The sequence below is a fragment of the Qipengyuania marincola genome (assembly GCF_029688625.1).
Taxonomy (GTDB): domain Bacteria; phylum Pseudomonadota; class Alphaproteobacteria; order Sphingomonadales; family Sphingomonadaceae; genus Qipengyuania.
The window spans coordinates 68,620-83,136 of sequence record NZ_JARULC010000004.1; the positions used below are offsets into that span (position 1 = coordinate 68,620).

Sequence of the window (14,517 nt, forward strand, 5' to 3'; positions counted from 1 at the left end):
TCACAAGCGAAGGCGCGCCTGTCATGCGTCTCGCGTGAGCGAAACCGACCAAAGCCTCTCTCCCGATACATCGCCGCTGCGCATAGCGAATTTCCGCGCCTATTGGCTGTCGCGGCTCAGCATGACGCTGGCGCAATATGCGATGATGCTGATTATCGGGTGGCAGACCTATAATATCGCCCGTGACGGCGGACTGAGCGTTGCGGAGGCATCCGGGCAGTTGGCGCTGATCGGGCTGCTCCAGTTTCTCCCGCTGTTCGTTCTGACCCCGTTCTCGGGCTGGGCGGCGGATCATTTCGATCGTCGCAATCTCGCGCGACTGACCATGATAGCGCAACTGGGCTGCGCCGTGGTGCTCGCGTGGCTGACCTGGCAGGACACGATCTCCCTAGCCTGGCTCTACGCGGTTGCCATCGTCCTCGGCATCGTCCGCGCGTTCAATGGCCCTGCGCTCTCCGCCCTCGCACCCAATCTCGTACCCAAGGCGATCCTTCCCAACGCCATCGCCTTGTCGAGCATCGCCTGGCAGGTGGGGATGATCGTCGGGCCCGCGATCGGCGGCTACACCTATGCCGTGCTGCCTGCCCTGCCCTACGTCGTGGCTGCGATCCTTTTCATCGTTTCCATATCTGCCATTTCCTTCATCGGTGCCGTGCCCCAGCCTCCGCGCGAGGCCAACAAGCGACCGATCCACCAGATGGTCGAAGGCCTGCGCTACGTCGTGCGGAACAAGATGGTGCTTGGCGCGATCACGCTCGACCTGTTCGCCGTGTTTCTGGCTGGCGCGACGGCACTGTTCCCGGTTTATGCGCGTGACATCCTGGAGGTGGGCGAAACCGGTCTTGCCCAGTTGGCAATGGCGCCGGCGGTCGGCGCTGCCCTGACTGCGCTGTTCTTCTCCTTCCGCCCGCTCAGAACGAATGTCGGGCCGAAGATGCTTTGGGCCGTCGCCATATTCGGGCTCGCCACGGTGGTATTCGGCCTGTCCCGCTCCATGCCGCTCAGCCTCGCGATGCTGTTCATTGTGGGTGCCGCCGATATGTTCAGCGTCTACATCCGCCAGTCGCTCATCCAGCTTCACACGCCTGACGACAAACGCGGCCGGGTTTCCTCGGTCAGCCTGTTGACGATCAGCGCGTCCAACGAATTCGGCGATTTCTTTTCCGGTTCGCTCGCCTTCCTAATCGGGCCGGTCGCCGCCGTCGTCACGGGCGGCATCGGCGCGATCGTGACCGTAGGCCTCTGGTCTCGCGTGTTCCCGGTATTGCGCACCACGCGGACCTTTGACCCGCCGGAAGAATTGTTGGAAACGACACCCGAAGAAAAGCTCAAGGAGCAGATCCCATGAAAGCCGACTCCATCCTCGCTACAATTGGCAAGACGCCTCACGTCCGCCTGTCGCGCCTGTTCCCCGATCACGAGGTCTGGGTGAAGAACGAGCGCGCGAACCCTGGCGGGTCGATCAAGGACCGCATCGGCCTCGCCATGATCGAGGATGCGGAAAAATCTGGCAAGCTCAAGGAAGGCGGCACGATCGTCGAGCCGACCAGCGGCAACACCGGCATCGGCCTTGCCATGACCGCAGCGGTCAAGGGATACAAACTGATCCTCGTCATGCCAGAGAGCATGAGCGTCGAGCGGCGCCGTCTGATGCTTGCCTATGGCGCGACCTTCGACCTGACGCCCAAGGAAAAGGGGATGAAAGGCGCTATCGAGCGCGCGCAGGAACTGGTCGAGAAAATCGACGGTGCCTGGATGCCAAGCCAGTTCGACAACGAAAGCAACTGGAAGGTCCATGCGCGCACCACGGCACAGGAAATCCTCGAAGATTTTGCCGACAGCCCGATCGACGTAATGATCACCGGGGTCGGCACCGGTGGACACCTGACCGGCTGTGCGGAAGTGCTCAAGGAAAAGTGGAGCGGGTTCAAGGCCTATGCGGTGGAACCGGCATTGTCGCCTGTCATTAGCGGCGGGCAACCCGGCCCGCATCCCATCCAGGGAATCGGCGCGGGTTTCGTGCCCGATAACCTCCACACCCAGGCGATCGATGGCGCGATTCAGGTCGACGCCGAAGAAGCCAAGGAGATGGCCCGCCAGTGCGCGGCGAAGGAAGGGTTGCTGGTCGGCATCTCCAGCGGCGCAACGCTGGCTGCGATCGCCAGGAAGCTTCCCGATCTGCCCGCTGGCAGCCGGGTAATGGGCTTCAATTACGACACAGGTGAGCGGTACCTGTCGGTCCCTGACTTCCTGCCGGAGTGATGGGCGCCGAGCGGATAGGATATGTTGACGGGGAAACGCCTCTGGAGGGCTTGCTCTTTCGTCCCACTGAGGCTCCTCGTGCAGCCGCAGCGGTCTTTCCGACCATAATGAATACGACCCCCGCGGTCGAAGCCAAAGCGCAGGCTCTGGCTGAGGCAGGCTATCTCGCGATGGTATGCGACCTTTATGGTCGGACACCTGCAGATTTTGCGCAATCGCAAGATTGGGCGGGCGAGTTGACGCGCAATGTCGAAATGCACCGTGCCCAGCTTTACGCAAGCCTCGCCGCGCTCCGAATCCGGGCGGAAGGCCTTCCGCTCCTTGCCATCGGGTTTTGCATGGGCGGTCAGGCTGTTCTCGAGCTGGCGCGATCAGGCGCCGACCTGCGGGCGGTGGCGAGTTTTCATGGGCTGTTGCAGACACTGGCCCCGGCACAGCCGGACACGGTCCGCGCCCGCATTCTTGTATGCCACGGCTATGCCGACCCGCTCGTCCCGCGCGAACACGTGATCGCGTTCTGGGAGGAAATGGACCGGGCCGGCGCCGACTGGCACTTCCATGCTTATGGCAAGGTGAAGCACGGTTTCACCAACCCGAATCCACCGCCCGACAACGGTGTTGTGGATTATGACGCAAGCGCGGACCGGCAAAGCTGGGCTGCCATGCTCAACTTCTTCGACGAGGTGCTCGGCTGAAACTAGAAGGCCCGGACAAGCAGTCCGGGCCTCCGATTCTATTGTCGAGTGAGGTCAGGCCGCTGTCGCGAAAGCTTCTTCGCCCAGTGCCATCATGCTCTCAGCGCCTGCTTCCAGCTTGCGGCGAAGCGCGCCGGCATCGGGCAGGAAACGGTCCATATAATAGCGCGCGCTGGCAAGCTTCGCTTCGTAGAAAGCTTTGTCGTCGCTACCGTCGGCAAGCGCTGCCTGCGCAGTCTTGGCCATGCGTAGCCACATCCAGCCGAGCGAGACGATGCCCATTATGTGCATGTAGTGATGCGCGCCCGCCCCAAGGTGGTTCGGATTCTGCATGGCATTGTTCATGAACCACATGGTCGCAGCCTGCTGCTGGCCAAGTGCTTTCTCCAGCCGCTCCGCCATCGGCGCAAGAGCCTCATCGTTCTTGGCGGCGGCAATGTCCTCACCGACCGTTTTGAAGAAGGCCTGGATCGCGGCACCGCCCTTCTGGGCGAGCTTGCGACCGCACAGGTCCATGGCCTGAACGCCATTGGTGCCTTCGTAGATCTGCGCAATGCGGGCATCGCGCACGAACTGGCTCATGCCCCATTCCTCAATATAGCCGTGGCCGCCGAAGACCTGCTGCATATTGGTCGCGACCTCATAGCCCTTGTCGGTGCCGTAGCCCTTGATGACCGGAGTCAGCAGGCCGATCATCATGTCGGCTTCCTCGCGCTCTTCCTCGGTCTGCGCCTTGTGCGTCAGATCGACCTGCAGCGCGCCCCACAGGCACAGCATGCGCATCCCTTCGGTGAAGGTCTTGGCGTCCATGAGCATGCGGCGCACGTCGGGGTGGACGAAGATCGGATCTGCCTGCGCATCGGGATCGGCCGGACCGGTCAGCGCGCGGCCCTGGCGGCGATCAAGCGCATAGGCAACTGCGTTCTGATAGGACACCTCCGCCTGGCTCAGGCCCTGGATGCCAACGCCGAGACGCGCGGCGTTCATCATGATGAACATGGCGGCGAGGCCCTTGTTTTCCTCGCCGACGAGCCAGCCCTTCGCGCCGTCATAGTTCAGCACACAGGTGGAATTCGCATGAATGCCCATCTTGTGTTCGATCGAGCCGCACATCACGCCATTGCGCTCGCCCGGGGTCCCGTCTTCGTTGACGATGAACTTGGGGACGACGAACAGCGAGATACCCTTGGTGCTGTCGGGCGCGCCCGGGGTCTTGGCGAGCACCAGATGGATGATGTTCTCGCTCATGTCGTGCTCGCCGGCCGAGATGAAAATCTTAGTGCCGGTGATCGCGTAGCTGCCGTCTGCCTGAGGTTCGGCCTTGGTGCGGATCATGCCAAGATCGGTGCCGCAATGCGGCTCGGTCAGGTTCATGGTGCCGGTCCATTCGCCCGAGACCATCTTGGGCAGGTATTTTTCCTTCTGTTCCTGCGACCCCTTGGCGATGAGCGCTGAAATTGCGCCATTGGTAAGGCCGGGATACATTCCGAAGGCCTGGTTCGCGCTCGAGATGAATTCCTCCATCACGAAGCCGAGAACGTGCGGCATCCCCTGTCCGCCGAACTCTTCCGGGTGAGCCAGCGTGCCCCAGCCGGCTTCGCGGAACTGGTCGAATGCTTCCTTGAAGCCCTTGGGAGTGGTGACCGAGCCATCTTCGTGACGCGTGCAACCTTCCTGGTCGCCCGACTGGTTCAGGGGCGCGAGCACTTCGGCACAGAACTTGCCGCCTTCGTTGATGACCGCATCGGTCACATCGGGGCTGGCCATTTCGAACCCCGGCAGATTGCCGTAGTTGGCGAGGTCCAAAACTTCGTTGACGATAAAACGCGTGTCGCGGGTCGGAGCGGAATAGATGGGCATCTGCGTGTCCTTGGTTTGACAGGTTTTGGAGAGAGTGGACCTATTCGAGTTCGAGCGACTCGATCTGCTCGATGAAGTCCGCAAGTTCCTTGATCGAGCTATCTATGTCGGCGCGCTGTTCCTTCAGCTTGGCAACATGCGCCTTGCATTTCTCGACTGTGACGCGGCGCTGTTCCACGCGCCCGTCTCCGAGATCATAGAGGTCGATCATTTCGCGGATTTCGGTGAGCGAGAACCCGACATTCTTGGCACGCATGATCCATGCGAGCCGCGCGCGATCGCGTTTGGAATAAATGCGGGTGAGGCCGACACGGGATGGCGCGATCAGCCCCTCATCCTCGTAGAATCTCAAGGCACGCGCCGTGCAGCCGAATTCGCTGGTCAGATCGGAAATCGAGTATTGTTCGCGGCCGAACGCATCGGGCCGTTCGAGATGGGCGCCCGCATGGCGGCGTTCGCCGCTGCTGCGCTCAACATCCTTGGGAAGCGGCTGGGTCATGCCGCGGTCCTACTCAACGTTTACGTAAGCGTCAAGTGTTGACGGGTTGGAGAGTTCGGCCGCTGACGACCCGGTAGAAACACGATTGCGCTCCCGTGTGGCATGTAGGGCCCGCCGGACTGCATCGGAGAACGAATGCGTCCTGGTCACAATCCACCAGCATTTCATCTACCCGGAGAACATTGCCGGACGTCTCGCCCTTCTTCCACAATCGCCCTCGCGACCGTGAGTGGAAGTGGGCCACTCCGCTCTCGATCGTCTTGTCGAGCGCCTCGGCGTCCATGAAGGCGACCATAAGGACTTCTCCGCACGCACTATCTAGGGCAACAGCCATAACCAAGCCGTTGGCATCAAATTTTGGCCTGAGCTCGCGCGTGGTTTCCTGCTTAGTCGATCCGGACACGCATCTACCTTTTCAAATTGTAAGAATACGACATGCTTGTTGCACGATAACCACAAAGGGGTTTCAAAATCGAGCCGCTTTCAGAATCGATATTCCATGAAGCGGCGACATAGTGAACATTCTTTCTTGCGAGCCACGTTGGTTCGCCCACCGGAGCATCGGTGCCGACAGAGCGCCAGGTTCATGGGGGTCCCGGATACGCAGCCGCGATGAGGGTTTTCGCGGCGCATCCGGATACGATGAGGGATGGACCGAGGTGCTGGCTGGGGGGCTGCACCGTTGTCGCAAGACCGGTCCGGTTTTATTCGTCACGTGGCGCCCGGGTCCGCAAGGATCCGGGCGTTTCACTTATGCAGCGCGTCCGGCTGCGTCTCTCGCCTCGTCCAGTACCCGCGCAAAGCAGGCGATGACGACACTTCTGGCGCCCGCTTTCTTCAACGCTTTCGTACACGCCAGCGAGGTCGCCCCGCTCGTAAGCACGTCGTCGACAAGCATTATGTCGGCGCCATCGACCGGCGGCTTTCTCGAAGTGCGGACTTCGATCGCGCCTGCCAAAGCCTTGCTGCGAGCCTTGCTTCCCAGGCCGCCAAGCGACGGTGTGGCTTTGCGCCGGACCAGCGCATCGACCGCCAGATCGCCATAACCCATGCCCGCGAGCTCTTGGGCAAGCAGCGCGGCCTGATTGTAGCCTCTTTGCCACAGGCGACCGCGGTGAAGCGGAACCGGAACGATAATGCGCGCGATTCCGTCAGCAGGCAGCCGCGCCGCGATCAATCGGGCAAGCAGCGGCGCCAGCGCAATCCGTCGGCCATGCTTCAGCGCGAGGATAAGCTTGCGTGACGTCTCACCATAGAGGGCGCCAGCGGCAATGCCGTCATGTAATGGAGGGTTGGAAAGGCAGGGCGCGCAGATCGCACCATGCGCTGGGCCGGCCTCGCCGAAGGGGCGCTGACATGTCGCGCATGATGGCTCGCCCGGAATGCGCAGATCGCTCCAGCAATCGGTGCAAAGGCCGCCCTGCTCTCCAACACTCTCGCCACAGGCCGGACATCGCGGCGGGTACACGAAGTCAACCAGTGGCGCGAGGCTCTCGGCGATAAGGCGTCTTGTCGACATCCAAAGCTGATGCCCGCCTTGCACGGCCCGCGCAAGCGCGGCAGGGCGGCACGATGGCCAGCAAGCCCCCTCCCCGCATCTTCTCCCGCGAGCGCCGGATCGCCGGACTCCGCCGTGCGCGCGTCCGGCAATCGCAGCGCGACGCGGCGCGCTATGTCCTGCAGGACATGGTTGAGGACGTGCTTGAGCGGCTTGAGTTCATGCGCCTTTCGCCGGGCCGCGCTTTGGTGGTTGGGGACTGGACCGGGACACTTGCGCTCTCGCTTAGGGGTTTGGGCGCGCCGGTGGAGGAGGCGGATGTTGCAACCCTCGACGAGGAAGCGCCCCTGCTTGGTGGACCGTACGATCTGATCGTCTCGCTCGCCTCGCTCGACCGGGTGAACGACTTGCCGGGCGCGCTGCTTCATCTCCGGGGCGCGCTGGACGATGGCGGTATCCTGATCGCCAGCGTCGTCGGTGCCGGGAGCCTGCCCAACCTGCGGCGGGCGATGATCGCCAGCGAGCCTGACCGACCGGCCGCCCGGATGCACCCGCTGATCGACAATGCCGCTGCCTCAGCTCTCCTCCAGCGCGCGCTGTTCCGGCGTCAGGTAGTCGATGGGCGTTCGCTGAGCGTTTCTTACGCCAGCCTTGACCGCCTCGTGTCCGACCTGCGCGACCAGGGCCTCGGCAGTTCGCTCGCCAGCCCTGCCCCGCCGCTTGGCAGGACGGCGCTCGAGCGGGCGCGCGAAGCCTTCCTGCAAACCGCCAACAGCAAGGGCCGAGTGGTCGAAACCTTCGAGGTTCTCACGCTAACCGGTTGGCGCGACTAGCGAAGGCTCGCCTGCGCCGCAGCAAGGCGTGCGATCGGCACGCGGTAAGGTGAGGCACTGACGTAATCGAGGCCGGTCTTCTCGCAAAAGGCGATACTTGCCGGATCCCCGCCGTGTTCACCACAGATGCCAAGCTTGATGCCGTCGCGGGTTGCTCGCCCGCGCTCGCTCGCCAGTTCCACCAGCTGGCCCACGCCGTCGACATCGATGCTGACGAACGGGTCGCGCGCAAAGATGCCCTTGTCGACATAGGTCGTCAGGAAGCGCCCGGCATCATCACGGCTCACGCCGAGGGTCGTTTGCGTGAGGTCGTTGGTGCCGAAGCTGAAGAACTCTGCGGTCTCGGCGATGGCACCTGCCATCAATGCGGCCCGCGGAAGCTCGATCATGGTTCCGACGAGATAGTCGACGGTGCAGCCGGTCTTTTCGAAGACATCGCTGGCAGCCCTGTCGACGACGTCCTTGAGCAAGTCGAGCTCGCGCTTGGTCGCGACTAGCGGGATCATTACCTCGGGCACCGGCGCTTCGCCGCTGGCCTTGGCGACCTCGCAGGCTGCTTCGAAGATGGCCCGCGCCTGCATCTCGTAGATTTCGGGATAGGTAATCCCGAGCCGGCACCCGCGATGGCCGAGCATCGGGTTGAACTCATGCAGCTCGTTCGCGCGACGGCGCAGCTTGTCGATGCTGACGCCGGTCGTCTCGGCAAGCTCCTCGAACTCGGTATCGCCGGTCGGCAGGAACTCGTGGAGCGGCGGATCGAGCAGGCGAATCGTGCATGGCAGGCCAGCCATCACCTCGAAGATCTTTACGAAATCGCCGCGTTGCTCTGGCAGCAACTTGTCCAGGGCCGCGCGGCGGCCGGCCTCGTTTTCGGCAAGGATCATCTCGCGCACCGCGCTGATCCGGCCAGCGTCGAAGAACATGTGCTCCGTACGGCACAGGCCGATGCCTTCCGCCCCGAACTGCCGCGCCATCTTGCATTCGGTTTCGGTCTCGGCATTGGTGCGCACGCCCATGCGGCGGTGCCGGTCCGCCCAATCCATCAATGTTCCGAAATCGCCGGCCAGCTCCGGCTCTATGGTGGCGACCTCACCAGCCATGACCTGACCATTGGCACCGTCGATGGTGATGACGTCGCCTTCCTTGAGTTCGCGACTGCCGATGCTGAGCGTGCGTTCGTCACGGGCGATCGACACCTGCGAAGCGCCCGAGACGCAGGGCCGCCCCATTCCACGCGCCACGACGGCTGCGTGACTGGTCATTCCGCCGCGCGCGGTAAGGATGCCGGTGGCGGCGTGCATGCCATGAATGTCCTCGGGGGACGTCTCGACGCGGACGAGGATCACCTTCTCGCCCCGCCCTGCCCACAATTCGGCGGTATCGGCATCGAGCACGATCTTGCCGCTCGCCGCACCAGGCGACGCCGGAAGCCCGGTCGTCAGCACATCGCGCGGCGCATCGGGGTCGAGCGTCGGGTGAAGCAGCTGGTCGAGCGCCATCGGATCGACGCGCAGGATCGCGGTCTTCTCGTCGATCAGCCCTTCGCCCACCATGTCGACCGCCATCTTCAGCGCGGCCTTGGCGGTGCGCTTGCCATTGCGGGTTTGGAGCAGCCACAGCTTGCCCTGCTGCACGGTGAACTCGATGTCCTGCATGTCCTTGTAGTGCTTTTCGAGCAGCTCGAAGACATGAGCGAGCTCGCCGAATGCGTCGGGCATGGCTTCTTCCATACTCGGCTTGTCGGCTCCGGCGGCCTCGCGGCGCGCCTGTGTCAGGTATTGCGGTGTGCGGATCCCGGCGACGACATCTTCGCCCTGCGCGTTAACCAGCCATTCGCCATAGTAGGCGCGCTCGCCGGTCGAGGGGTCGCGGGTGAAGGCGACGCCGGTGGCCGAGGTGTCGCCCATATTGCCGAACACCATCGCCTGCACGTTGACGGCCGTGCCCATGTCGTGCGGGATGTCGTTGAGGCGGCGGTAGACCTTGGCGCGTTCGCTGTCCCAGCTGTCGAAGACTGCGCTGATCGCGCCCCATAGCTGCTCGATGGGGTCCTGCGGGAACGGCGTGCCGAGTTCCTGCTCGACGATGGACTTGTACTCGGCGACGAGCGTCTTCCACTCGTCCGCGCTCAATTCGGTGTCGGCGTAATAGCCAGCGTCTTCCTTGGCGATTTCGAGCGCTTCCTCGAACAGGCCGTGGTCGACGCCGAGGACCACATCGCCATACATCTGGATGAAGCGACGGTAGCTGTCCCAGGCGAAGCGTTCGTCGCCACTGGTCTTGGCGAGTCCCTCGACCGTTTCGTCGTTAAGGCCGAGATTGAGGACGGTATCCATCATGCCGGGCATCGAGATCGCTGCGCCCGAGCGCACCGATACAAGCAGCGGATCGGCCTCATCGCCGAAGCCTTTGCCAACGGTGGTCTCCACGTGCTTCAGCGCCTCGGCTACATCGTTGCGCAGCTTCTCGCTGAAGTCGCTGCCACCGGCGAGATACTTCAGGCATTCCTCGGTCGCGATGGTGAAGCCCGGCGGGACCGGCAGGCCGATGCTGGCCATTTCGGCAAGGTTCGCGCCCTTGCCGCCGGTGACGGTCTTGTCCTTCTGCCGCGCATTCGTATGCGGCGCATCGCCGCCGAAGGTGAAGACTGTTTCGTTCATGCTATCGCCCGTCAAACTGAGACATGGACCGCATGTTACACAGTCCATTGGGTAAAAAACTCATCCCTCGATACGAGAGAAATCTGCGACTTTGTGCACTGCAGCACGGAAGCGCGCAAGCAGGTCGAGCCGGTGTGCCCGCTTGTTTTCTTCGTCCGCATTTACCGTCACTTCTTCGAAGAAACGGTCGATCGGACCGCGCAGGCCGGCAAGCGCCGCCATCGCCGCGCCGAAGTCCTCCGCTTCAATGGCTCGCGAAGCGGCCGGTTCCGAAGTGTCGAGCGCGTCCATCAGCGCCTTTTCGGCCGGTTCGGGCGTGTAGGAAAGCTCCTTCGCGTGGCGCTCGGACATCTTGGCGTCGATCACAGCCTTCATGTCGGGATCGTCGACCAGGGCCAGCGGGTCTTCCTCGCCCGTGCGGGCGATCTCGCCTTCCGCGCCGTGCCAGTCTTCCTTCTTGAGGATATTGGCCGCCCGCTTGTAGCCTGCGAGCAGGTTGGCGCCGTCTTCGGTTTCCATGAAGGACTGAAGCGCTTTCACGCGGGCAAGCAGGCGGACGAGATCGTCCTCGCCCCCGAGCGCGAAGACCGCGTCGATGAGGTCGTGACGAACACCCGCCTCGCGTTGCTGGACCTTGAGGCGGTCTACGATGAACTGAACAACTTCGCTCGCGACTGTCGACAGGTTTTGATTGTCCACCTCGACTGTCTGTTCGCGCGAGAGGCGGTCTTTGAACCCTTCACCATAGATACGCTCAAAAATAGCGAAGGAATCGGTCGCAGGCGACAAGATTGGAAGTTCTCTAACTGTCTTGAAAAGCGAAAACCGAAGCCCGTTTTCGAGTATCAAGCGGGAAACCCCGATTGCAGCCCTTCGCAGGGCAAATGGGTCTTTGGACCCGGTCGGCTTTTCCTCAATTCCGAAGAAGGCAGCTAGATTGTCGAGCTTGTCTGCCAAGCTGACCGCAATGCTCTCAGGTGCGCTAGGCACCTCATCACTTTGGCCGACAGGTTTGTAGTGGTCGCGGATGGCATTGGCCTCAACGTCGGAAAGACCTTCTGCCCTGGCGTAATACCCACCCATCAACCCCTGCAACTCAGGGAATTCGCCGACCATCTCGGTTACCAAGTCAGCTTTGCAGACCAGCGCGGCATATTCTGCGCGGTCAGCGTCGGCGTTCGGAACGACTCTTTCTTCGCAAAACTCACGCGCCATGTTCGCAAGCCGCATACGCTTGTCGGCGACGGTGCCCAGCTTCTCGTGGAAGGTAATCCGCTCCAGACCCTTGGCGTGCTCGGCGAGGGTCTTCTTGCGGTCGACGTCCCAGAAGAAGCGCGCGTCGGACAGGCGGGCGGCGAGGACCTTGCGGTTGCCATCCACCACCCGCGCGCCGCCGTCTCCCGCCTCGATATTGGCAGTGCAGATGAAGGCGTTCGCGAGTTCGCCCTGCGCGTCTACACAGACGAAATACTTCTGGTTCACGCGCGCGGTGAGTTGGATGGTCTCGGGCGGAACCTCAAGGAAGTCCTCCTCAAACCGGCCGAGCAGCGGGACGGGCCATTCGGTAAGGCCCGCGTTCTCGACCACTAGCCCCTCGTCCTCGACCAGCTTGAGGCCGGCTTCACTTGCCACCTTGGCCGCGCCCGAGCGGATCAGATCCTGCCGCTCCTCATGGTCGACGATCACGTGACCGGCGCGCAGCTTCATCGCATAGTCGTCGGCATTGCCGATGGTGATGTCGCCCGAGTGATGGAAGCGGTGGCCCAGCGTGACCGAGCCCGAGGTGACGCCATGCACCTCGCATTCGACCACCCCGTCACCCAGCAACGCGACGATCCCCGACAGCGGGCGAACCCAGCGCAAGGACTCGGTGCTGATCGAGGCAGCGCCCCAGCGCATCGACTTGGGCCAGCTGAAATCGCGGATGATTGCCGGAATGGCCTCGGCGAGAAGGTCCTTCGTCGCGCGGCCGGGGATGTTCTTTACGGCGAAATAGGTTTCGCGGCCCTTCACCTCGCGGACTTCGAGTTCACCCCTCTCGACACCCGCCTTGCGGCAGAATCCGTCGAGCGCCTGATCGGGCGCGCCGACCGGCGGACCCTTGAGTTCTTGGGTGACTGCCTCGGTCGCTTCCGGCAGGCCACGCGCGATCAGCGCAAGGCGGCGCGGGGTCGACCAGACGGTGAGCTCGCCAGCCTCGACACCGGCTGCATCCAGCTCGCGGCGGAACAGTTTTTCGAGCTCGACACGCGCGCCGGCCTGCATGCGGGCGGGGATTTCTTCGCTGCGCAGTTCGAGGAGGAAGTCGGAGCTCATTTCGACCACTCCGGATATTTCTCGGCCCAACCGGCGGCTTCCTTGGCCATATGCGCTTCGCAGCTGCCGCGCGCGAGGTCGCGGACGCGGCCCATGTAGCTGGCGCGTTCCTGCACGCTGATTACGCCCCGCGCTTGCAGCAGGTTGAAGATGTGACTGGCCTCCACCGCCTGCTCGTAAGCCGCGATGGGCACTTCATTGGCGAGCGCATTCTTGCACTCTGCCTCGGCCTTGTTGAACAGGTCGAACAGCGCGTCCGTCTCGGCGACCTCGAAGTTCCACTTCGACATCTGCTTCTCGTTCTCGAGAAAGACGTCGCCATAGGTGACGCCCTGCCCGTTGAAATCGAGATCGTAGACGTTGTCGACGCCCTGAATGTACATGGCAAGGCGTTCGAGCCCGTAGGTCAGCTCGCCCGCGACGGGCTTACAGTCGAAGCCGCCCATCTGCTGGAAATAGGTGAACTGGGTCACTTCCATCCCGTCGCACCAGACCTCCCAGCCCAGGCCCCATGCGCCCAGCGTCGGGCTTTCCCAGTCGTCTTCCACGAAGCGGATATCGTGCTTCAATGGATCGATACCGATGACGCGCAGGCTTTCGAGGTAGAGGTCCTGGATGTCCGGCGGGCTCGGTTTCAGGATCACCTGGTACTGGTAATAATGCTGCAGCCGGTTGGGGTTCTCGCCATAGCGTCCGTCGGTCGGGCGGCGACAAGGCTGCACGAAGGCCGCGTTCCACGGCTCCGGCCCGAGCGCGCGTAGGGTGGTCGCCGTGTGAAAGGTCCCCGCCCCCATGCGCATGTCATAGGGCTGGAGAATCAGGCAACCCTGCGCGCTCCAGAAATCGTGCAACGCAAGGATCATGTCCTGAAAGGATTTACGCGGGTCTCGGTCCATGGAGCGGCGCAATGGCGCAAGGGCGAAAATGCGTCAATGGCGCAAGGCTTGCGCCCCGCAAATGACAGGTCATCCAAACTTTTTGTCAGGTCTTATTGACATGGTCAGCGAATCGCGACATAAAGTCAGCACAACCTGACACAAGGGAAGGTTGACCTACCACTGGACCGAATATCCAAGCTGGAGCCTAGACATGAAAAAGACCGTTCTGATCGCCGCTGCCCTCGCCATCCTGCCCGCTCAGGCCATTGCGAGTGATATCCCTTCGATCAACGTCGATACCACCGGCCTCGATCTCGCATCGACCAAGGATCAGGATCGCCTCAACAGCAAGGTGGAACGCGCCATCCGCAAGGCCTGCACTGTCGGTGGCAAGGGCCTGACGGTGCAAAATGCAGAGCAGGCCTGCCGCGCCGAGCTTCGCACCGCTGCCGACGCGGAGGTCCGCCTCGCCATCGCCGCCGCACGGCAGTCTCGCCTCGCCGCCCTCGAAATCGATCCGGGCGCCTGAGCCGACCATACCGCCGGGGCGGCGTGCCCTACGCGCCGCTCCGGCGACCTAATCAAGAGAGTTCGATGTCAAACCCATCCTTGACCAAGCGACAGAAACAGGTGCGCACGCACAATATCGCAACTGCGGTCGCACTGCTCGCGGTCGTCACGATATTCGCCGCAAACCTGCTGGACAGCGAATTCGTGACCGAGCTTGGAATCCTCCTCATCCTCATCATGTTTGCGAGCATTCTCGTGATGTATCGGACGCGCAATGCCGATGAATACATCGCCTCGGTCTGGCGCGCCGGTACCAGTCTCGCATTCGTTTTCACCGCTGCGATCCTTTTGGTGACACCGCTCGTCTCCGGTTTCTACGCAGGGTACATGGGCGCGCATACCGGCACCGAATACGCGACTAGCGAAGCCAGCGGGTTCTTGACCGTCATCGCCAGTTTCTTCGTCGGCAACGCCTGGGCCCGCATCCGCGGGACTGCCTGAGGAGG

General features: G+C 62.7%; 13 protein-coding genes. 6 read left to right on the forward strand and 7 right to left on the reverse strand.

Annotated features, from left to right (window positions below; all coding sequences use genetic code 11):
- Nucleotides 1-34: 34 nt before the first annotated feature.
- Genes P8Q88_RS14500 through P8Q88_RS14510 form a run of 3 tightly spaced genes read left to right on the forward strand, consistent with a single transcriptional unit; the run spans nucleotide 35 to nucleotide 2,957 of the window.
- Nucleotides 35-1,348: an MFS transporter gene (locus P8Q88_RS14500; protein ID WP_278324569.1), complete on the forward strand. Its 1,314-nt coding sequence runs from the start codon at nucleotides 35-37 to the stop codon at nucleotides 1,346-1,348.
- On the forward strand, nucleotides 1,345-2,262 hold the full coding sequence (cysK, locus tag P8Q88_RS14505) for a cysteine synthase A (protein WP_278324570.1): 918 nt from the start codon (nucleotides 1,345-1,347) through the stop codon (nucleotides 2,260-2,262). Before P8Q88_RS14500 ends, cysK begins: the two co-directional genes overlap by 4 nt.
- Nucleotides 2,262-2,957, forward strand: coding sequence for a dienelactone hydrolase family protein (locus tag P8Q88_RS14510; RefSeq protein WP_278324571.1), 696 nt, complete (start codon nucleotides 2,262-2,264; stop codon nucleotides 2,955-2,957). The genes cysK and P8Q88_RS14510 overlap by 1 nt, the downstream gene beginning before the upstream one ends.
- Nucleotides 2,958-3,011: 54 nt before the next feature.
- On the opposite strand, the gene P8Q88_RS14515 is transcribed toward P8Q88_RS14510, so the two are convergent.
- From P8Q88_RS14515 to P8Q88_RS14530, 4 genes are all read right to left on the reverse strand, one after another.
- Nucleotides 3,012-4,817 (reverse strand): acyl-CoA dehydrogenase C-terminal domain-containing protein, encoded by a 1,806-nt coding sequence (locus tag P8Q88_RS14515; protein WP_278324572.1) that lies wholly within the window; start codon nucleotides 4,815-4,817, stop codon nucleotides 3,012-3,014.
- Nucleotides 4,818-4,857: 40 nt separating this feature from the next.
- On the reverse strand, nucleotides 4,858-5,316 hold the full coding sequence (locus P8Q88_RS14520; protein ID WP_278324573.1) for a MerR family transcriptional regulator: 459 nt from the start codon (nucleotides 5,314-5,316) through the stop codon (nucleotides 4,858-4,860).
- Between the two features lie 31 nt (nucleotides 5,317-5,347).
- Nucleotides 5,348-5,650, reverse strand: a complete 303-nt coding sequence (gene hisI, locus P8Q88_RS14525; protein WP_347569020.1) for a phosphoribosyl-AMP cyclohydrolase — start codon at nucleotides 5,648-5,650, stop codon at nucleotides 5,348-5,350.
- Between the two features lie 417 nt (nucleotides 5,651-6,067).
- Entirely contained in the window at nucleotides 6,068-6,835 is a 768-nt protein-coding gene (locus P8Q88_RS14530) for a ComF family protein (protein ID WP_278324575.1), read from the reverse strand.
- Between the two features lie 53 nt (nucleotides 6,836-6,888).
- On the opposite strand from P8Q88_RS14530, the gene P8Q88_RS14535 reads away from it, so the two are divergent.
- A complete protein-coding gene (locus P8Q88_RS14535) occupies nucleotides 6,889-7,647 on the forward strand; it encodes a class I SAM-dependent methyltransferase (RefSeq protein WP_278324576.1) in 759 nt (252 codons plus the stop codon).
- On the opposite strand, the gene ppdK is transcribed toward P8Q88_RS14535, so the two are convergent.
- Genes ppdK through P8Q88_RS14550 form a run of 3 tightly spaced genes read right to left on the reverse strand, consistent with a single transcriptional unit; the run spans nucleotide 7,644 to nucleotide 13,519 of the window.
- Nucleotides 7,644-10,307, reverse strand: coding sequence for a pyruvate, phosphate dikinase (gene ppdK / locus P8Q88_RS14540; protein WP_278324577.1), 2,664 nt, complete (start codon nucleotides 10,305-10,307; stop codon nucleotides 7,644-7,646). The genes P8Q88_RS14535 and ppdK overlap by 4 nt on opposite strands.
- 60 nt (nucleotides 10,308-10,367) lie before the next feature.
- Nucleotides 10,368-12,623 carry a glycine--tRNA ligase subunit beta gene (gene glyS / locus P8Q88_RS14545; protein ID WP_278324578.1) on the reverse strand — a complete coding sequence of 752 codons (2,256 nt, stop codon included), beginning with the start codon at nucleotides 12,621-12,623 and terminating at the stop codon, nucleotides 10,368-10,370.
- Nucleotides 12,620-13,519, reverse strand: a complete 900-nt coding sequence (locus P8Q88_RS14550; RefSeq protein WP_278324579.1) for a glycine--tRNA ligase subunit alpha — start codon at nucleotides 13,517-13,519, stop codon at nucleotides 12,620-12,622. The genes glyS and P8Q88_RS14550 overlap by 4 nt, the downstream gene beginning before the upstream one ends.
- Nucleotides 13,520-13,712: 193 nt before the next feature.
- Here P8Q88_RS14550 and P8Q88_RS14555 point away from each other — a divergent pair, with 193 nt between their 5' ends.
- Nucleotides 13,713-14,030, forward strand: a complete 318-nt coding sequence (locus P8Q88_RS14555) for a UrcA family protein (protein WP_278324580.1) — start codon at nucleotides 13,713-13,715, stop codon at nucleotides 14,028-14,030.
- 65 nt (nucleotides 14,031-14,095) lie between these two features.
- Nucleotides 14,096-14,512 carry a hypothetical protein gene (locus tag P8Q88_RS14560; RefSeq protein ID WP_278324581.1) on the forward strand — a complete coding sequence of 139 codons (417 nt, stop codon included), beginning with the start codon at nucleotides 14,096-14,098 and terminating at the stop codon, nucleotides 14,510-14,512.
- Nucleotides 14,513-14,517 lie beyond the last annotated feature (5 nt).